Below are 19,340 nucleotides of genomic sequence, written 5' to 3' on the forward strand. Positions count from 1 at the left end.
GTTGGCGCCTGACGCGGCACCGCTATATATAGTGGCTGCAAGGTGAGGTCAAGCGCAGGGTTGCCCGCATGCCGGCCTCAAGGCGTGGAAAAAATGCTCTCCTCGGCCTGCACCAAAGCAAAGCGTGGCACCTGTTCGCCGTCAACCTCGACGGACTCCTGGAACATGCTCAAGGGACGCACCCAAAAGCCGTAATCGCCATACAGGGCTTGATAGAACACCACTTCTTCTTCGGTCTCGGAATGCCGCGCGATGCTGAATACGCGGTACTGCGGACCTTTGTAATGCTGGTAGAGCCCAGGTTGTATCGGCATGTCTTGGCCCTCACTCAAATCTTTTCAAAATAAAAACAAAATTTTTCTACTAAACCCGGAAAAAACAAAAACCGGGGCACTTGGCCCCGGCTTCCATCGACGCAACGCTTAGACGCGTTCGAAGACAGTGGCGATGCCCTGGCCGAGGCCAATGCACATGGTGGACACACCGAAGGTGCCGCCATTCTGCTTCATGACGTTGAGCAGCGTGCCGGAGATACGCGCACCGGAGCAACCGAACGGGTGACCCAGGGCGATCGCGCCGCCGTGCAGGTTAACCTTCTCGTTCATCTTGTCGAGCACTTTCAAATCTTTCAGCACGGGCAGGGCCTGTGCGGCGAAAGCTTCGTTGAGCTCGAAGAAGTCGATATCGGCAATGCCCAGGCCTGCGCGCTTCAAGGCTTTCTGCGTGGCCGGCACTGGACCATAGCCCATGATTGCCGGGTCCACACCCGCCACGGCCATCGACCGGATCACCGCCATCGGCTGGATACCCAGGTCCTGGGCACGCTGGGCCGACATCACGATCATGCACGAGGCACCGTCGGTGATTTGCGACGAAGTACCGGCTGTCACGGTGCCGCCCTTCGGATTGAAGGCTGGCTTGAGAGCCGCCAGGCTTTCCAGGGTGGTTTCCGGACGAATGGTCTCGTCGTAGTCGAACAGCTTCAGGAAGCCATTCTCGTCGTAGCCCTGCATCGGGATGATCTCATCCTTGAACTTGCCCTCCACGGTCGCCTTGTGGGCGAGCTGGTGGGAGCGCACGCCGAAGGCGTCCTGCTGTTCGCGGCTGATGCCGTGCATCTTGCCGAGCATTTCCGCAGTCAGGCCCATCATGCCCGAGGCTTTTGCCGCGTACAGCGACATGTGCGGGTTCGGATCGACGCCGTGCATCATGCTCACATGGCCCATGTGCTCGACACCACCGACGACGAACACATCACCGTTGCCGGTCATGATCGCCTGGGCGGCGGTGTGCAGTGCGCTCATGGACGAACCGCACAGGCGGCTGACGGTCTGGCCCGCCGCGGTGTGAGGAATCTGGGTCATCAGCGAGGCCATGCGGGCGATGTTCCAGCCCTGCTCCAGGGTCTGGTTCACACAGCCCCAGATCACGTCTTCGACTTCGTTCGGGTCGACCTTGACGTTGCGCTCCAGCAGCTTGCTGATCAGGTGCGCCGACATGTCTTCGGCGCGGGTGTTGCGGTGCATGCCGCCCTTGGAGCGGCCCATCGGCGTACGACCGAAGTCGACGATCACGACGTCTCTAGGATTCAAGCTCATAAATGTTCTCTCGCTCTAGTCGTTGGGCGCTTAACCGAAGAAACGCTGGCCGTTCTTGGCCATCTCACGCAGCTTCGCGGTCGGGTGGTACAGCGCGCCCAGATCAGCGTACTGGTCAGCCAGGGCAACGAACTCGGCCACACCGATCGAATCGATGTAACGCAGCGCACCGCCACGGAATGGAGGGAAACCGATACCGTAGACCAGACCCATGTCGGCTTCGGCGGCGGTTTCGACAATGCCGTCTTCCAGGCAACGCACGGTTTCGAGGCACAGCGGGATCATCATCCAGTTGATGATGTCCTCGTCGGTGACTTCGCGCTGCTCGTAGACGATCGGCTTGAGCACTTCCAGCACCGACGAGTCGGCGACTTTCTTCTGCTTGCCGCGCTTGTCGGTCTCGTAGGCGTAGAAGCCCTTGCCGTTCTTCTGGCCCAGGCGCTTGGCTTCGTAGAGCACGTCGACAGCCGAACGACGGTCGTCCTTCATGCGGTCCGGGAAACCTTCAGCCATCACGTCGCGACCATGGTGGCCGGTGTCGATGCCGACCACGTCCATCAGGTACGCCGGGCCCATCGGCCAGCCGAATTTTTCCATGATCTTGTCGATGCGCACGAAGTCCACACCGGCGCTGACCAGCTTGGCGAAACCGCCGAAGTACGGGAACAGCACACGGTTGACCAAAAAGCCCGGGCAGTCGTTGACGACGATCGGGTTCTTGCCCATTTTCTTGGCGTAGGCCACGGTGGTGGCCACCGCCAGTTCGCTGGACTTCTCGCCACGGATCACTTCCACCAGCGGCATCATGTGCACCGGGTTGAAGAAGTGCATGCCGACGAAGTTCTCCGGACGCTTGAGGGCCTTGGCCAGCAGCGAAATGGAGATGGTCGAGGTGTTCGAGGCGAGGATGGTGTCCTCTTTGACCTTGTCTTCGACTTCAGCCAGTACCGCCTGCTTGACCTTCGGGTTCTCGACAACCGCTTCGACCACCAGGTCGACATGGCCGAAATCGCCATAGGACAGGGTCGGACGAATGCCGTTGAGCACTTCGGCCATCTTCGCGGCGGTCATGCGACCTTTGTCGACACGACCGACCAACAGCTTGGCGGCTTCGGCCAGGCCTTGCTCGATCCCGTGTTCGTTGATGTCCTTCATCAGGATCGGCGTGCCTTTGGACGCCGACTGGTAGGCGATGCCGCCCCCCATGATACCGGCGCCGAGCACGGCGGCCTGCTTCACGTCACGGGCGATTTCGTCGTAGGCCTTGGCCTTTTTCTTCAGTTCCTGATCGTTGAGGAACAGACCGATCAGGCTTTGTGCAGCCGAGGTCTTGGCCAGCTTGACGAAGCCGGCGGCCTCGACTTCCAGGGCCTTGTCGCGACCGAAGTTCGCGGCTTTCTGGATGGTCTTGATCGCTTCGACCGGCGCCGGGTAGTTCGGGCCTGCCTGACCGGCCACGAAACCCTTGGCGGTTTCGAAGGCCATCATTTGTTCGATGGCGTTGAGCTTGAGCTTTTCCAGCTTCGGCTGACGCTTGGCCTTGTAGTCGAACTCACCGCTGATGGCACGCTTGATGGTTTCAAGGGCCGCTTCATGGAGCTTGCCAGGTTCGACCACGGCATCCACGGCACCGACTTTCAGCGCGTCTTCGGCACGGTTTTCCTTGCCGGCGGCAATCCACTCGATAGCGTTGTCGGCACCGATCAGGCGCGGCAGGCGCACGGTGCCGCCAAAGCCCGGGTAGATGCCCAGCTTGACTTCCGGCAGGCCGATCTTGGCCGTGGTGGCCATGACGCGGTAATCCGCCGCCAGGCACATTTCCAGGCCGCCACCCAGGGCGATGCCGTTGATGGCCGCGACGGTCGGTACGTTGAGGTCTTCGAAGTCGCTGAAAATACGGTTGGCTTCGAGGTTGCCAGCGATCAGTTCGGCATCGGGCAGCTTGAAGTTGTCGACGAATTCGGTGATGTCGGCACCGACGATGAACACGTCCTTGCCGCTGCTGACGATCACACCCTTGATCGAAGCATCTGCCTTGATAGTGTCTACGGCCTGACGCAATTCATTCAGGGTTAGACGGTTGAACTTGTTGACGGACTCACCCTTGAGGTCGAACTTCAGTTCGACGATGCCACTTTCAAGAGCCTTAACCGTGATGGCTTTACCTTCGTAAATCATCAACTGATCTCCACGATATGGAAGCTGAACAGTACACGTTGGACGCTGGCTGCTGGTTCGGCATTGACGTTACCGTCGATGCTACGCCAATCCGCCAGGCACACCCGTCAACGCGATAGTCGGGGTCTGTAGGAGCCGTCTGAAAATACAAACGCTCAATTCATACGCCCGTTTGATTTGGGTACGTCACCTTCACGGAATTTCCGACAATTGTCAATCGCCCTAAACACAGGCGTGAACGCGACTTTACGGTCATTTCCGTACCCTACGGATCCGCAACACGGCGCCGCATGAGCAGCCATTCATAGAATCAATCATTAGAAAAATCGCCCTAATTCCAGACAGACCGGATCCAGCCGACTAAGCTGTCGGGAATGTGATTGAATTTTGCGAAATGAAGGGCGGTGCGAACGCACGTCCTGACACGAGATGGATTACCGGCCTGCCTGGCCAACCCGCCCGATGAGACTGTCGGGCTTTTTTATGCCCGTAGGAGCTGCCGGAGGCTGCGATCTCTTGATTTTCACTTGAGATTCAGTGAACGGTGGACAGATCGCAGCCTCGCTGCGCTCGACAGCTCCTGCAGCGCTTCAGGCCAGCGCCTTCAGCACCGAGGAAATCTCCTGTAAAACACTCGCCTCACCCTTTTCGCCCCAATACAAGGCGATCATTTGCCGGTCGGCTTCAACTTTGTAGACGTTGGCCGGCAATTTTTCGAAATGATTGAGCAGGGACTCATCCAGGCAGACTTCCCGCCACTGGTTGGCCCAGACGCCCGGCGCAGTTTGCCAGTAGCTCCAGCAGGCCGGCTGGCTGCCGCGCCGAGGCCGATAGTACTGGGCACAGGGGTTTGGCGGCTGTTGGTCGAGCCAGTGCGGCCACTCTTGTGGCGCCAGTTGCATGGCCAGGCCCAGGCGTCGCGCTTCCATGCGCAGGGCCATGCGACCGCTCTGTACACGGGACGGACGCAACCATGCCAGCGGACTTAACACCACCAACAGGATTGACAGCACTATCCAGACCGTCATATTCGTACTCCCCGATTCTGATGAGCCCATTGACCCAGGTCGCGTCAATGCGCTTGAAACCAGCCATACTTACCGTATCGCAATTCTCTGGAGTGCCTTCCATGTACTACAACCACGTTCTGGTCGCCGTTGACCTCACTGAAGAATGCGATCCGGTCGTCAAGCGCGCCCTCGCCCTCTGCGAAGGCCGAGACACCCAGCTGTCACTGGTGCATATCGTCGAACCGATGGCCATGGCCTTCGGCGGCGACGTGCCGATGGACCTTTCCCAGTTGCAGCAGCAGCAATTCGACCAGGCCAAGGAACGCCTTGACCGACTGATCGTGAAATACCCGGCCCTGAAGAAGGAATTCAGCCACCTGACCTACGGCCAGCCGCGCCAGGAGATCCATCACCTGGCCAAGGAACAGGGTTGCGACCTGATTGTCGTCGGCAGCCATGGTCGCCACGGTTTGGCGCTGCTGCTGGGCTCGACCGCCAACGATGTGCTGCATGGCGCGCCTTGCGATGTATTGGCAGTACACCTGGTCAAGCGCACATAAACCTAAACCTAAACCTGTGGGAGCGAGCTTGCTCGCGATCGCGGTAGATCAGCAGCATTGATGCTGACTGTCACACCGCTATCGCGAGCAAGCTCGCTCCCACAAGGGGATGGCGTTTCAAGTAAAAAATCCCGGCGCTCATTGCTGAACGCAGGGATTTTTCTCGACAGTGGATCAGGCGTCCAGTTCAGCCCAGCGCTCGACCAATGCATCCAGTTCGGCCTGCAGTTGCTCCAGGTGCGCGATCACCTTGGCGGTTTCGGCAGCAGGTCGCTGGTAGAACCCGGTGTCGGCCATTTCGGCTTCTACCGCTGCGATCTGCTGCTCCTTCGCGTCGATATCACCCGGCAAGGCTTCCAGTTCACGCTGCAGCTTGTAGCTGAGCTTTTTCTTCGCTGGGGCCGGGGCTGCTGCGGCAACCGGCGCGGGCTCGGCCTTGACCACAGCCGAGTTCAGGTCGGCCTTGCCGGACTTGCTCTCGGTGACCCCCAGCAGACGCGGCGAGCCGCCCTGGCGCAGCCAGTCCTGATAGCCACCGACGTATTCGCGAACCAGGCCTTCGCCTTCGAACACCAGGGTACTGGTGACCACGTTGTCGAGGAATGCCCGGTCGTGACTGACCATCAGAACGGTGCCGTTGAAGGTCAGCAACACCTCTTCCAGCAATTCCAGGGTTTCCACGTCCAGGTCGTTAGTGGGCTCGTCGAGCACCAGCAGGTTCGCCGGTTTGCTGAACAACTTGGCCAGCAACAGACGAGCACGCTCACCACCCGACAACGCCTTGACCGGCGTACGAGCACGCTGGGGGCTGAACAGGAAATCACCGAGGTAGCTCAGCACATGGCGGCTCTGGCCATCGATGTCGATGAAATCGCGGCCTTCGGCCACGTTGTCGATCACGGTCTTTTCCAGGTCCAGTTGATGACGCAACTGGTCGAAGTAGGCGACGTCGATCTTCGTGCCCTCTTCCACTTTGCCGCTGGTGGGCACCAGGCCGCCGAGCATCAGCTTGAGCAGGGTGGTCTTGCCAGTACCGTTGGCGCCCAGCAGGCCGATGCGATCGCCACGCTGCAGCACCATGGAAAAGTCCTTGATCAGGAACGGGCCGCCAGGGTGGGCGAAACTCACGTTCTCGAGAACCATCACCTGCTTGCCGGACTTGTCAGCGGTGTCCAACTGAATGTTGGCCTTGCCAGTACGCTCGCGACGCTCGCTGCGCTCCACGCGCAACGCCTTGAGCGCACGCACACGGCCTTCGTTGCGGGTGCGACGCGCCTTGATGCCCTGGCGAATCCAGACTTCTTCCTGGGCCAGTTTCTTATCGAACAGCGCGTTAGCGGTTTCTTCCGCTGCCAACGCCGCTTCCTTGTGCACCAGGAAGCTGGCGTAGTCGCCGTTCCAGTCGATCAGGCCGCCGCGGTCCAATTCAAGGATGCGCGTCGCCAGGTTCTGCAGGAAGGAACGGTCGTGGGTGATGAACAGCACCGCCCCCTGGAAGTCCTTCAGGGCTTCTTCAAGCCAGGCGATGGCGCCGATGTCCAGGTGGTTGGTCGGTTCGTCGAGCAGCAGCAGGTCTGGCTCGGAGACCAGGGCCTGGGCCAGCAGGACGCGGCGACGCCAACCGCCGGACAACTCGGCGAGGGTCTTGTCGGCCGGCAGTTGCAGGCGGCTCAGGGTGCTGTCGACCAGCTGCTGCAGACGCCAGCCGTCTCGGGCCTCAAGGTCGTGCTGCACGTGCATCAACTTGTCCAGGTCGGCATCGGTGACGATGTTCTGGCTCAGGTGGTGATACTCGGCCAACAGCGCGCCGACACCGTCCAGGCCTTCGGCGACCACATCGAACACGGTCCGCTCGTCGGCCACCGGCAGTTCCTGGGGCAATTCGCCGATTTTCAGGCCTGGCGCACGCCAGACCGAGCCGTCGTCGGGCTTCTGATCGCCCTTGACCAGCTTCATCATGCTGGACTTGCCAGTGCCGTTTCGGCCGATGATGCACACCCGCTCACCACGGGCGATCTGCCAGGACACCTTGTCCAACAACGGCATAGCGCCGAAAGCAAGGGACACATCGCTGAATTTGAGCAGGGTCATGAGCTTCTCCAAAAACCGGGCGCGCATTCTACCTGAGATGAGGCCTCAAGGGTCCGCCAATTTCGCCACTGAAGCACTCTGCATAACAAATGTTGCGAACTTGCACCGACGGCCCCGCAAAGCTTTCGCCGGCTGCTGGCAAAAGGCTAAGCTACAGACAGTTACCCTGGGTTAACCCTTGGGCTTGTCATGTTTTTTTCTGCCCGGATGTCTCATGCGCAGTCGCCTTTTCAGTGTTTTATCGTGTCTTTTTGTATGTGCCACTGCCGTTCAATCCGCTCAGGCGGTGGATATCTCCACTCAGCGCCAATACTACGACGAGGCCAAGCGTGCCTTGGCCAAGGGTGATTCCGGCCCTTACTTTCGCTACAGCCAGGCTCTTCGCGATTACCCGCTGGAGCCGTACCTGGCCTACGACGAACTGACCGCTCGCCTCAAGAGCGCCAGCAACGCCGAAATCGAGAAGTTCCTCGCCGAGCACGGCGACCTGCCCCAGGCCAACTGGATGAAGCTGCGCTGGCTGCGTTGGCTGACCGAGCGCGGCGACTGGGAAACCTTCGTCAAGTATTACGACCCCAAGCTCAATTTCACCGAACTGGATTGCCTCAACGCTCAGTACCAACTCAGCCATGGCCTGAAGGCCGAGGGCTATGCCAACACCGAAAAGCTGTGGCTCACCGGCAAATCCCAGCCCCAGGCATGCGATGCGTTGTTCGGCCTGTGGGCATCCCAGGGCCAGTTGACCGAGCAGAAGCGCTGGGAGCGCGCCAAGCTGGCCGCCCAGGCACGCAACTACCCGCTGGCCAACAGCCTGGTCAGCGGCCTGACCACCCTCGCTCCCCGTGGCAACTTGCTGGTGGACGTGGCGCAAAAGCCCGAGTTGCTCAACCAGCCCTCGCGCTTCGTTCCAGCCGATGAACCGATGTCCGATATCGTCAGTCTCGGCCTGCGTCGCCTGGCCCGCCAGGACCCGGAAAAAGCCATGGCGCTGCTGGATGGCTACGCCAGCACCATGCATTTTTCCCGGGATGAAAAAGTCGCAATCGCCCGCGAGATCGGTCTGACCCTGGCCAAGCGCTTCGACAGCCGCGCCCTGGACGTGATGACGAAATACGACCCGGAGTTGCGCGATGACACCGTTTCGGAATGGCGCTTGCGCCTGCTGTTGCGCCTCGCTCGCTGGGACGATGCCTATCAGTTGACCCGTCGCCTGCCCGAGTCGCTGTCCAGCACCAACCGCTGGCGGTACTGGCAAGCCCGCACGCTGGAACTGGCGCAGCCGCAGAACCCGGAAGCCCTGACGCTCTACAAGCACCTGGCCCGTGAGCGGGACTTCTATGGCTTCCTGGCCGCCGACCGATCCCAATCGCCGTATTCGCTCGTCAACAAGCCACTGGTGATGAGCCAGGCGTTGATCAACAAGGTACGCAACACGCCTGGCGTGCGTCGGGCGCTGGAGTTTCATGCCCGTGGCGACATCGTCGATGGACGCCGTGAGTGGTATCACGTCAGCCGTCATTTCAACCGGGACGAAATGGTCGCCCAGGCGAAACTGGCTTACGACCTGAAATGGTATTTCCCGGCCATCCGCACCATCAGCCAGGCCAAGTACTGGGACGACCTGGACATCCGTTTCCCGATGGCCCACCGCGAGACCCTGGTGCGCGAAGCCAAGATCCGCGGCTTGCATCCAAGTTGGGCGTTCGCCATTACCCGCCAGGAAAGTGCGTTCATGGATGATGCCCGCTCCAGCGTCGGCGCTGCCGGCCTGATGCAACTGATGCCTGGCACCGCCAAGGAAACCGCGCGCAAATTCAGCATTCCCCTGGCCTCGCCCCAACAAGTATTGAACCCGGACAAGAACATCCAGTTGGGTGCGGCCTACCTGAGCCAGGTTCATAGCCAGTTCAACGGCAACCGCGTCCTGGCTTCGGCGGCCTACAACGCCGGTCCCGGTCGCGTGCGCCAATGGCTGCGCGGCGCCGATCACTTGAGCTTCGACGTCTGGGTCGAGAGCATCCCGTTCGACGAAACCCGCCAATACGTGCAGAACGTGTTGTCTTATTCGGTGATCTACGGGCAGAAGCTCAACTCGCCGCAACCGCTGGTGGACTGGCATGAGCGGTATTTCGACGATCAGTGATTAACACGCCCACAAAGCGTCTTCTTTGTGGGAGCGAGCTTGCTCGCGATGGCGTCGGCACCTGCAACATGAATGCAAGCTGACTCACCGCTATCGCGAGCAAGCTCGCTCCCACAGGCTCTGCATCAAACACAGCACGCGGTATCAGTCGGTTGCCGCCTCCGCCCCCACATTGAACTGCAACGCCGCCAATCGCGCATACAGCGCATTGCTGGCGACAAGCTCCTGGTGAGTGCCCACGGCAACCACCTTGCCCTGGTCCATCACCGCAATCCGATCGGCGTTTTTCACCGTGGCCAGGCGATGGGCGATCACCAGCGTCGTGCGGTTTTTCATCAGGCTGGGCAAGGCTTGCTGGATCAGGTGCTCGCTTTGCGCATCGAGGGCGCTGGTGGCTTCGTCCAGCAGCAGGATCGGGGCATCCACGAGCAACGCTCGGGCGATGGCCAGGCGTTGGCGCTGGCCGCCGGATAACCCGAGGCCGCCGTCGCCCAGGTGCGTCTGGTAGCCGTCGGGCATTTTTTCGATGAAGTCGTGGGCGTGGGCGATCTGCGCGGCCTCGCGTACCTGCTCCGACGTCGCCTCCGGGTTGCCATAGCGGATGTTCTCTTCGACCGTGCCGAAAAACAGCGCCGGGCTTTGTGAAACCAGGGCGAAATGCCGGCGCAGGTCCAGCGGATCGAGCCGAGTCAACGGCACATCGTCGATCAGGATCTGCCCTTGCACGGGATCATAGAAACGCAGCAGCAAATCGTAGACCGTCGACTTGCCCGCGCCGGAAGGCCCGACCAGGGCCAGGGTCTCACCGGCCTTGATACTCAGGTCGAGGCCATCGACCGCATAACTGTCCGGCCGGGACGGATAGGAGAAACGCACGCCTTCGAGACGCAAATCGCCGCGGACCCGCGCCGGCAAGGTCACAAGGCCTGAAGCCGGCGGCTGGATGATGTTTTCCGAACGCAGCAGCTCGGCAATGCGCTCTGCCGCACCGGCCGCCCGCTGCAACTCGCCAATCACTTCGCTCAGGGTCCCGAAGGCACTGCCGACGATCAGGCTGTAGAACACGAACGCCGCCAGCTCACCACCGGAAATCCGCCCGGCGATCACATCCATGCCACCGACCCAGAGCATCACCCCCACCGCCCCCAGCACCAGCACGATCACCAGGGTGATCAACCAGGCCCGCTGGACAATGCGCTTGCGAGCGGTGTCGAAGGCCTGCTCCACCGTCACGGAAAAACGTTGTTCGTCCTGGACCTGATGGTTGTAGGCCTGCACGGTCTTGATCTGGCCGAGGGTTTCGGAGACATAGCTGCCTACGTCGGCAACGCGGTCCTGGCTCTGGCGCGACAAGCTGCGCACTCGACGCCCGAAGAGCAGGATCGGCACCAATACCAGCGGCAGGGCAATCACCACGATGCTGGTCAGCTTGGGATTGGTGATGAACAGCAGCACGATGCCGCCCACCACCATCAAGACATTGCGCAAAAACAACGACAGCGACGAACCGATCACCGATTGCAGCAGGGTCGTATCGGTAGTCAACCGTGACTGGATTTCCGAACTGCGGTTGTTTTCGTAGAAACCCGGGTGCAAGTACACCAGATGGTTGAACACCTGCCGCCGGATATCCGCCACCACCCGTTCGCCGATCCACGACACCAGGTAGAAACGGGCAAAGGTACCGATCGCCAACCCCACCACCAGCACCATGAACAGGCCGATGGATTGATTGAGCAGGTGCGGTGAGCGGGTCATGAAGCCCTGGTCCACCAGCAAGCGGATGCCTTGACCCATGGACAAGGTAATGCCGGCGGTGACAATCAAGGCCAGCAAAGCGCCGGCGACCTGTTTGCGATAAGGGGCGATGAAGCCGCTGGCCAGGCGTATGGCACGGCGATGTCGGGAAGAAAGCATCAAAGGCGTCCGATAATGCAGCAGGAAAAAGGCCAGCTCGCGACGCCGAAACGCAGCGGAACCAAGTTGAATCGCAATGAGTCAGGTTAAATATGACCACTATGACTAGCGGCTAGATGTTATCGGTCTAAAGTCTGGCTGGAAACGCAACTGTGTTTCTGATTGAGTGGAGGTGTCGCCATGAACCTACAAGGAGTGTCATGGCTCGGTCACCTGGCGACATTAAAGTAGGTACACAACCTGATGAGGAGACAGGCCATGTCCTTGCAACACAGCAGCGACGACAAGATTCAAGTAATCCGCACGCAACCGGACCAGTCTCTGGGCTGCTCGTTCATCGATGCCCAAGGGCGCGAGGTACCGATCACCGAAGACATGATCCAGAAAGCCTGCAGCGAGCTGGAAAAACGACTGGTCAAGCCTGCCGAACAAAAGTGATACAGCCCGTCTTCAATTGGACCCGACGTTGATGTCGGGTTTTTTATGCCTGCCAGAAAGATTGTGGAAGCAAGGCTTGCCCGCGATGCAGGCACCTCGGTCCCCTGACCGCGTCATCGTTCATCGCGAGCAAGCTTTGCTCCCACAACCCAGTGCCGTCACGATCTGTTGCAAAGCCGCCGACTGCCCTTCGATACGAACCTTCAAGCTGTCGATCTCCCGCCGAGGCGGATAATGCTTGCGCAAGGCATCGAAGGTGCGGCGTTGCTCGTCGACGGTGCCCACCAGGCTGCGGCGAAAATCCGCGTCGTCGCGACGGGGGTCGTACACGCTCCGGCACAACGCCGCCAAGGCCCAGGCCGGGTCGGTTTCGGCATCCAGGGTGATGCCACCCAGCCACGGCCGAGGCAACAGGTCGCTGAGGCTGACTTCAACCGGTCGTTCCAGGAACGCGCACAAGGCCTGGTAGATCTGGGCCGTGCCACGCTGGCGACCATCGAGGCTGTAACCGGCAATGTGTGGAGTGGCGATCACGCACAAATCGGCCAGGTCCACATCCACGGTGGGCTCCTGCTCCCAGACATCCAGCACCGCCTGCAGGTCTTCGCGCTCCAGCAACACCTCGCGCAGCGCGGCGTTATCGATCACCGGCCCTCGAGCCGCATTGATCAGCCAGGTCCCGGGCTTGAGCTGGTTCAGGCGCGTTTCGTCGAACAGGTGCCAGGTCGGTTGCTCGCCGTCGCGGGTCAACGGGGTGTGCAGGCTGATCACATCGCACTGCTCGATGATCTGCTCCAGGCTCACATAGTCGCCGCCCTCGGCGGCCTGACGCGGTGGATCGCAGACTTTCACGGCCCAGCCCAGCCCCTTGAGCACCTCGATCAACCGTCCGCCCACCTGGCCTGCACCGACCACGCCGAAGGTCCGCTGTTCCAGCGCCGCACCTTCGATGTCTGCCAGGGTCATCAGGCTGCCCAGCACGTAGTCCACCACGCCACGGGCATTGCAGCCGGGTGCGCTGGCCCAGCGGATCCCCGCCTCGGCAAGATAATCCAGGTCCAGGTGATCGGTGCCGATGGTGCAAGTGCCGACGAAGCGTACCTTGCTGCCTTCCAGCAGGGCCCGATTGACCTGGCTGACCGAACGCACCAGCAATACATCGGCGTGCTCGACCATCGTCCGGTCGATCCCCCGGCCCGGTACCCGGCGGATTTCGCCGAATCCTTGGAAGAACGCATCAAGCAGGGGGATGTTTTCGTCGGCGACGATCAGCATGGCAGAGCTCCTTTGGCGGGATGGGCAGTGTAGGCGTTCCTCGCCTCAATGGGCCAGCGCATTACTTCAGTGAACGATGGTGTGGCGAGGGAGCTTGCTCCCGCTCGGGTGCGCAGCAGCCGCCAGTCTCCTTGGGCCTGCTGCGCAGTCCAGCGGGAGCAAGCTCCCTCGCCACGGGTAAAAGCTGGAACGCTTACAAATCCACAACACAGGTTTTTTCCTGACCACCGCGTCAAAGCGTAGAATTCGCCGCCTCGCGCTTAACCCTTTCGGACGCTTGCCCTGTGAATCCTGTCATCGACACCCCCGCTCCCCTCTCCCGCCCGGCCCGGGTACGCCTGGAATTCAAGACGCTGCTGGCCCTGGCCTTGCCGATCATGGTGGCGCAACTGGCGACCACCGCCATGGGCTTCGTCGATGCGGTGATGGCCGGTCGGGTCGGTCCACGGGACCTGGCGGCCGTGGCCCTGGGCAACTCGATCTGGGTGCCGGTGTTCCTGTTGATGACTGGCACCCTGCTGGCGACCACCCCGAAAGTTGCCCAGCGCTTCGGTGCCGGTACGTTCGACGAGATCGGGCCGCTGGTACGCCAGGCGCTGTGGCTGGCGCTGGTGGTGGGGTTGATCGCGACCCTGGCGCTGTTCAGCGCCGAGCCGATCCTGCACATCATGAAAGTCGATCCCGAATTGATCGGCCCGTGCATGGAATACCTGCGGGGCATCGGCACGGGCCTGCCGGCCGTGGCGCTGTATCACGTACTGCGCTGCTTCAGCGACGGCCTGGGTCGCACGCGACCGGCGATGGTGCTGGGGCTGTGCGGACTGGCGCTGAACATTCCGCTCAATTACATCTTCATCTATGGGCACCTGGGCGTGCCCGCCATGGGCGGCGTCGGTTGCGGCTGGGCCACGGCCATCGTGATGTGGGTCATGGCCCTGGGCATGGCCGGTTGGGCGCGCTGGGCACCGGCCTATCAGTCGAGCCGGTTGTTCAGCCGTTTCGACTGGCCGCAATGGGCGGTCATCAAGCGCCTGCTGGGCATCGGCTTGCCGATCGGCATTGCGGTGTTCGCCGAGTCGAGTATTTTCGCGGTGATCGCCCTGCTGATCGGCAGCCTCGGCGCCACCGTGGTGGCCGGGCACCAGATCGCGCTGAACTTCAGTTCCCTGGTGTTCATGATCCCCTACTCCCTGGGCATGGCCGTCACCGTGCGGGTCGGCCAGGCCCTGGGACGGCAGCAGCCTCGCGAAGCGCGCTTCGCCGCCGGAGTGGGCATGGGCACCGCCCTGGCCTACGCTTGCCTCTCGGCGAGCCTGATGTTCGCGCTGCGCGGGCCTATCGCGGCGATCTATACCGCCGATCCGGTGGTCATCGGGGTGGCATCGATGCTGATCGTCTATGCGGCGCTGTTTCAGTTTTCCGATGCGATCCAGGTCACGGCGGCTGGTGCATTGCGCGGCTACCAGGACACCCGGGTGACGATGATCCTGACCCTGTTCGCCTATTGGGGCATCGGCCTGCCGGTGGGTTACGCCCTGGGCCTGACCGACTGGCTCGGCGCGGCCAGCGGTCCGAGCGGGTTGTGGCAAGGCCTGATCGTGGGCTTGAGCTGCGCGGCACTGATGTTGTCGATCCGTCTGGCACGTAGCGCGCGCAAGCAGATCCGCATCAGCCGCTCGACGGGTTAAGCGAGTTTCTTGCGGATCCAATAGAGGTAGGTGCCTGCCTCTTCCTGCTGGGCCACCAGTTCGTGGTCCAGGAACACGCAAAACTTGGGGATATCGCGGCGGGTCGAGGGGTCGGTGGCGATGACTTTCAGCAGGCCACCGGGGGCCAGGTCGCGAATGTGCTGGTGCAGCATCATCACCGGTTCCGGGCAATTGAGGCCGGTGGCATCCAGCGTGCCGTCGACCGGCGTGTCGTTCATTTCACTCATGTTCTACTCCTGAAACTGGCCGGCATTGTCGCGCAATGTCGGTTCTGAGCAAAGCCTGCGGGCTAGCAAACATGCGAAAGCAACACCGTGGGAGCAAGGCTTGCCCGCGATGCAGGCACCTCGGTCTCCTAACCGCGTCATCGTTCATCGCGAGCAAGCTTTGCTCCCACGGGGCTTCTTCGTGTCCAACCGCCGCAGATGGCAGGTCACTTCCTCACGGTCGTGATACAGCTGCTTGCAACCGATCTCGACCTTGATGCCCCGGGCCTTGAAACCCTCGGCGATGCGTTCGAGCAGGCGCTTCACCTCGGCATAACGCTGTTTCATCGGCAGCTTGAGGTTGACCACGGCCTCGCGGCAATGGCCCTCGCCAATCCACTCTTCCAGCATCGCCGCGTTGCGCGCAGGCTTTTCGACGATGTCGCAGACCATCCAGTCCACCGGCTGCTTGGGCTTGAACGTGAAGCCGTCCGCCATCAGGTGCTGCACCAGGCCAGTGTCCATCAGGCTTTCGGCCATCGGGCCGTTGTCGATGGCCGTCACCAGCATCCCACGGTTGACCAATTGCCAGGTCCAGCCGCCTGGCGCGGCACCGAGGTCCACGCCGGTCATGTCACTGTGCAGGCGCTCGTCCCACTGGTCCCGAGGGATGAAATGGTGCCAGGCCTCTTCGAGTTTGAGCGTGGAGCGACTCGGCGCTTCCCGGGGGAACTTCAGGCGCGGGATACCCATTGGCCACATCGCCGAATTATCCGCGTCCGCCAGGCCCAGGAACACTTCGCGGCCACTCTTGAACGTCAGCAGCAGGCGCGGCTTGTGCGGGTCGTCCACCAGCTTGCCGGCCCCGCTCAGCGCTTTGCGCAACGGGCCTTCGAATTTCTTGCAGAAGTTCGACAGCTCCTTGCCGTCATTGGTGTCGACCACCTCCAGCCACAGGCTGCCGCAGGTAGGGAACGCCGACATGTGAGCCAGGATCACGCTGATACGGTCGGTTTCCGGCAATTCAATGAACGTGCCCCGCGCCCACTGGCGTGGAAAAATCAGCTCGGCAAAACGCTGCCCGCGCATCAGCCGCTCGGCGCCGTCCTCTTCGGTACAGACAAATTCGGCGCAGGCACTGGCCGGTTTGGCCTTGGCGTAGCCGGCCACGTTGAGCCGGGCCGCGTGTTCGGCGATCTCGGAACAGACCTCGCCTTCGAAGCCTGGCCGGCAGTGCATAAAAAGCGTGTTCATTGAAACTCCGTAGCAAAGCCTGTCACGAAAACCGCCGCATGATAGCGGAGTTCGGAACCCCGAACCTGCCTATAGAGTCCAGTGATTAGTCATACGCTCAAAACAGGGCTAGGTTAAAGGCTCTGTCCGTCCCCCTCCGTCCGTAGCCGTGCGGACTCAAAGGAGTGATTTCAATGCCGTCCCTCGATAGCCTGAAAACCCTTAAGACACTGCAAGTCGACGCCAGGACCTACCACTACTTCAGCCTGCCGGATGCCGCCCGAAGCCTGGGTGACCTGGACAAGCTGCCCATGTCCTTGAAGGTGCTGCTGGAAAACCTGTTGCGCTGGGAAGATGAAAAAACCGTCACCGGCGCCGACCTCAAGGCCCTGGCCGGTTGGCTCAAGGAACGTCGCTCCGACCGCGAGATTCAATACCGCCCGGCACGGGTACTGATGCAGGATTTCACCGGCGTCCCCGCCGTGGTCGATCTGGCCGCCATGCGCGCCGCCGTGGAAAAGGCCGGCGGCGATCCCCAGCGGATCAACCCGCTGTCACCGGTGGACCTGGTGATCGACCACTCGGTGATGGTGGACAAGTTCGCCAGCAGCCAGGCGTTCGAGCAGAACGTCGACATCGAAATGCAGCGCAACGGCGAACGCTACGCCTTCCTGCGCTGGGGCCAGAGCGCCTTTGACAACTTCAGCGTGGTACCGCCGGGCACCGGCATCTGCCACCAGGTCAACCTCGAATACCTGGGCCGCACCGTGTGGACCAAAGAAGAAGACGGCCGCACCTACGCCTTCCCCGATACCCTGGTGGGCACCGACTCCCACACCACCATGATCAACGGCCTCGGCGTACTGGGCTGGGGCGTCGGCGGGATCGAGGCGGAAGCGGCCATGCTCGGCCAACCGGTGTCGATGCTGATTCCCGAGGTCATCGGTTTCAAACTCATCGGCAAGCTGCGCGAAGGCATCACCGCCACCGACCTGGTGCTGACCGTCACGCAGATGCTGCGCAAGAAAGGTGTGGTGGGCAAATTCGTCGAGTTCTATGGCGACGGCCTGGCCGACCTGCCCTTGGCCGACCGCGCCACCATCGCCAACATGGCCCCGGAATACGGCGCCACCTGCGGTTTCTTCCCGGTGGACGAGGTGACCCTGGACTACCTGCGCCTGTCCGGGCGTCCGGCAGAAACCGTGAAGCTGGTGGAAGCCTATTGCAAGGCCCAGGGCCTGTGGCGCCTGCCCGGCCAGGAGCCGGTCTTCACCGACACCCTGGAGCTGGACATGGGCAGCGTCGAGGCCAGTCTCGCCGGGCCAAAACGCCCTCAGGACCGGGTTTCGCTGCCGAATGTCGGCCAGGCTTTCAGCGACTTCCTGGGGTTGCAGGTCAAACCCACCAGCAAAGAAGAAGGCCGCCTGGAAAGTGAAGGCGGCGGTGGCGTCGCGGTGGGCAATGCCGACCAGGTGGGCGAAGCCGAGTACGAATTCGAAGGCCACACCCATCGCCTGAAAAACGGTGCGGTGGTGATTGCCGCCATCACCTCGTGCACCAACACCTCCAACCCCAGCGTGATGATGGCCGCCGGGCTGCTGGCAAAAAAAGCCGTGGAAAAAGGCCTGGTCCGCAAGCCTTGGGTCAAGAGCTCCCTGGCGCCGGGCTCCAAGGTGGTCACCGATTACTACAACGCGGCCGGCCTGACCGAGTACCTGGATAAACTCGGTTTCGACTTGGTGGGCTATGGTTGCACGACCTGTATCGGCAACTCCGGGCCGTTGCCAGACCCCATCGAGAAAGCCATTCAGAAAGCCGACCTGACCGTGGCCTCGGTCTTGTCGGGCAACCGCAACTTCGAAGGCCGGGTGCATCCCCTGGTGAAGACCAACTGGTTGGCCTCACCGCCGCTGGTGGTCGCCTATGCCCTGGCCGGCACGGTGCGCATCGACATCAGCAGCGAGCCGCTGGGCAACGACCGGGACGGCAAGCCGGTGTACCTGCGGGACATCTGGCCCAGCAGCCAGGAAGTGGCCGCCGCCGTGGCCCAGGTCAACACCAGCATGTTCCACAAGGAATACGCCGCCGTGTTTGCCGGTGACGAGCAATGGCAGGCCATCGAAGTGCCGCAAGCGGCGACTTACGTCTGGCAGGATGACTCGACCTACATCCAGCATCCACCGTTCTTCGACGACATCGGCGGGCCGCCACCGGCCGTCAGGAACGTCGAGGGCGCCCGGGTCCTGGCCCTGCTGGGCGACTCGGTGACCACCGACCACATCTCCCCGGCCGGTAACATCAAGGCCGACAGCCCGGCCGGTCGCTACCTGCGCGAACAAGGCGTGGAGCCACGGGACTTCAACTCCTACGGTTCCAGACGCGGCAACCATCAAGTCATGATGCGCGGCACCTTCGCCAATATCCGCATCCGCAACGAAATGCTCGACGGTGAAGAAGGCGGCAACACGATCTACATCCCCAGTGGCGAACGAATGCCGATCTACGATGCCGCCATGCTCTACCAGGCCACGGACACGCCCCTGGTGGTGATCGCCGGCCAGGAATATGGCACGGGCTCGAGCCGGGACTGGGCGGCCAAGGGCACCAACCTGCTGGGGGTCAAGGCGGTGATCGCCGAAAGCTTCGAGCGCATCCATCGCTCCAACCTGGTGGGCATGGGCGTGCTGCCGCTGCAGTTCAAGCTCGACCAGAATCGCAAGAGCCTGAACCTCACGGGCAGGGAAACCCTGGACATCCTCGGGCTCAATGACGTCGAACTGACGCCGCGCATGAACCTGCCCCTGGTCATCACCCGGGAGGATGGCCGCCAGGAGCGAATCGAAGTGTTGTGTCGGATCGATACCTTGAATGAAGTGGAATACTTCAAGGCGGGCGGGATTCTTCACTATGTGTTGCGGCAATTGATTGCAGGTTGAAGCACGCCCCCGTGGGAGCCGAGCTTGCTCGCGATAGCGGTGGATC

At 61.7% G+C, this 19,340-nt stretch carries 14 protein-coding genes; 5 read left to right on the forward strand and 9 right to left on the reverse strand.

The window, feature by feature from the left end; genetic code table 11:
• Positions 1-77 precede the first annotated feature (77 nt).
• The 4 genes from AO356_RS02320 to AO356_RS02335 form a co-directional block, all read right to left on the reverse strand.
• Positions 78-314, reverse strand: a complete 237-nt coding sequence (locus AO356_RS02320; RefSeq protein WP_060738411.1) for a DUF1653 domain-containing protein — start codon at positions 312-314, stop codon at positions 78-80.
• A gap of 108 nt (positions 315-422) precedes the next feature.
• Positions 423-1,598: an acetyl-CoA C-acyltransferase FadA gene (fadA, locus tag AO356_RS02325; RefSeq protein WP_060738412.1), complete on the reverse strand. Its 1,176-nt coding sequence runs from the start codon at positions 1,596-1,598 to the stop codon at positions 423-425.
• A 30-nt stretch (positions 1,599-1,628) separates the two neighbouring features.
• Entirely contained in the window at positions 1,629-3,776 is a 2,148-nt protein-coding gene (gene fadB, locus AO356_RS02330; protein WP_060738413.1) for a fatty acid oxidation complex subunit alpha FadB, read from the reverse strand.
• A 590-nt stretch (positions 3,777-4,366) separates the two neighbouring features.
• On the reverse strand, positions 4,367-4,804 hold the full coding sequence (locus AO356_RS02335) for a hypothetical protein (protein WP_060738414.1): 438 nt from the start codon (positions 4,802-4,804) through the stop codon (positions 4,367-4,369).
• A gap of 101 nt (positions 4,805-4,905) precedes the next feature.
• On the opposite strand from AO356_RS02335, the gene AO356_RS02340 reads away from it, so the two are divergent.
• Positions 4,906-5,346 carry a universal stress protein gene (locus tag AO356_RS02340; RefSeq protein WP_060738415.1) on the forward strand — a complete coding sequence of 147 codons (441 nt, stop codon included), beginning with the start codon at positions 4,906-4,908 and terminating at the stop codon, positions 5,344-5,346.
• A 174-nt stretch (positions 5,347-5,520) separates the two neighbouring features.
• Here AO356_RS02340 and AO356_RS02345 read toward each other — a convergent pair whose 3' ends face one another.
• Positions 5,521-7,437 (reverse strand): ATP-binding cassette domain-containing protein, encoded by a 1,917-nt coding sequence (locus tag AO356_RS02345; RefSeq protein ID WP_060738416.1) that lies wholly within the window; start codon positions 7,435-7,437, stop codon positions 5,521-5,523.
• Positions 7,438-7,651: 214 nt separating this feature from the next.
• Between AO356_RS02345 and AO356_RS02350 the strand changes: the two genes are divergently transcribed.
• A complete protein-coding gene (locus tag AO356_RS02350) occupies positions 7,652-9,580 on the forward strand; it encodes a transglycosylase SLT domain-containing protein (RefSeq protein ID WP_060738417.1) in 1,929 nt (642 codons plus the stop codon).
• A 144-nt stretch (positions 9,581-9,724) separates the two neighbouring features.
• Here the strand turns inward: AO356_RS02350 and AO356_RS02355 are convergent, their stop codons facing one another.
• On the reverse strand, positions 9,725-11,497 hold the full coding sequence (locus AO356_RS02355) for an ABC transporter transmembrane domain-containing protein (RefSeq protein WP_060738418.1): 1,773 nt from the start codon (positions 11,495-11,497) through the stop codon (positions 9,725-9,727).
• A gap of 258 nt (positions 11,498-11,755) precedes the next feature.
• Here AO356_RS02355 and AO356_RS02360 point away from each other — a divergent pair, with 258 nt between their 5' ends.
• On the forward strand, positions 11,756-11,935 hold the full coding sequence (locus AO356_RS02360; RefSeq protein ID WP_003199629.1) for a PA1571 family protein: 180 nt from the start codon (positions 11,756-11,758) through the stop codon (positions 11,933-11,935).
• Between the two features lie 120 nt (positions 11,936-12,055).
• Here the strand turns inward: AO356_RS02360 and pdxB are convergent, their stop codons facing one another.
• The gene (pdxB, locus tag AO356_RS02365) at positions 12,056-13,210 is read right to left on the reverse strand and encodes a 4-phosphoerythronate dehydrogenase PdxB (protein WP_060738419.1); all 1,155 of its coding nucleotides are present in this window, start codon (positions 13,208-13,210) and stop codon (positions 12,056-12,058) included.
• 284 nt (positions 13,211-13,494) lie between these two features.
• Between pdxB and AO356_RS02370 the strand changes: the two genes are divergently transcribed.
• Positions 13,495-14,898, forward strand: coding sequence for an MATE family efflux transporter (locus tag AO356_RS02370; protein WP_060738420.1), 1,404 nt, complete (start codon positions 13,495-13,497; stop codon positions 14,896-14,898).
• Here AO356_RS02370 and tusA read toward each other — a convergent pair.
• Positions 14,895-15,146 carry a sulfurtransferase TusA gene (gene tusA / locus AO356_RS02375; RefSeq protein ID WP_003183455.1) on the reverse strand — a complete coding sequence of 84 codons (252 nt, stop codon included), beginning with the start codon at positions 15,144-15,146 and terminating at the stop codon, positions 14,895-14,897. The genes AO356_RS02370 and tusA overlap by 4 nt on opposite strands.
• 144 nt (positions 15,147-15,290) lie before the next feature.
• The gene (gene rlmM / locus AO356_RS02380; protein WP_060738421.1) at positions 15,291-16,379 is read right to left on the reverse strand and encodes a 23S rRNA (cytidine(2498)-2'-O)-methyltransferase RlmM; all 1,089 of its coding nucleotides are present in this window, start codon (positions 16,377-16,379) and stop codon (positions 15,291-15,293) included.
• 173 nt (positions 16,380-16,552) lie between these two features.
• Between rlmM and acnA the strand changes: the two genes are divergently transcribed.
• Positions 16,553-19,294: an aconitate hydratase AcnA gene (gene acnA / locus AO356_RS02385; protein WP_060738422.1), complete on the forward strand. Its 2,742-nt coding sequence runs from the start codon at positions 16,553-16,555 to the stop codon at positions 19,292-19,294.
• Positions 19,295-19,340: the final 46 nt, after the last annotated feature.

This window comes from Pseudomonas fluorescens, assembly GCF_001307275.1.
In the GTDB taxonomy this organism is placed as follows: Bacteria; Pseudomonadota; Gammaproteobacteria; order Pseudomonadales; family Pseudomonadaceae; genus Aquipseudomonas; species Aquipseudomonas fluorescens_AA.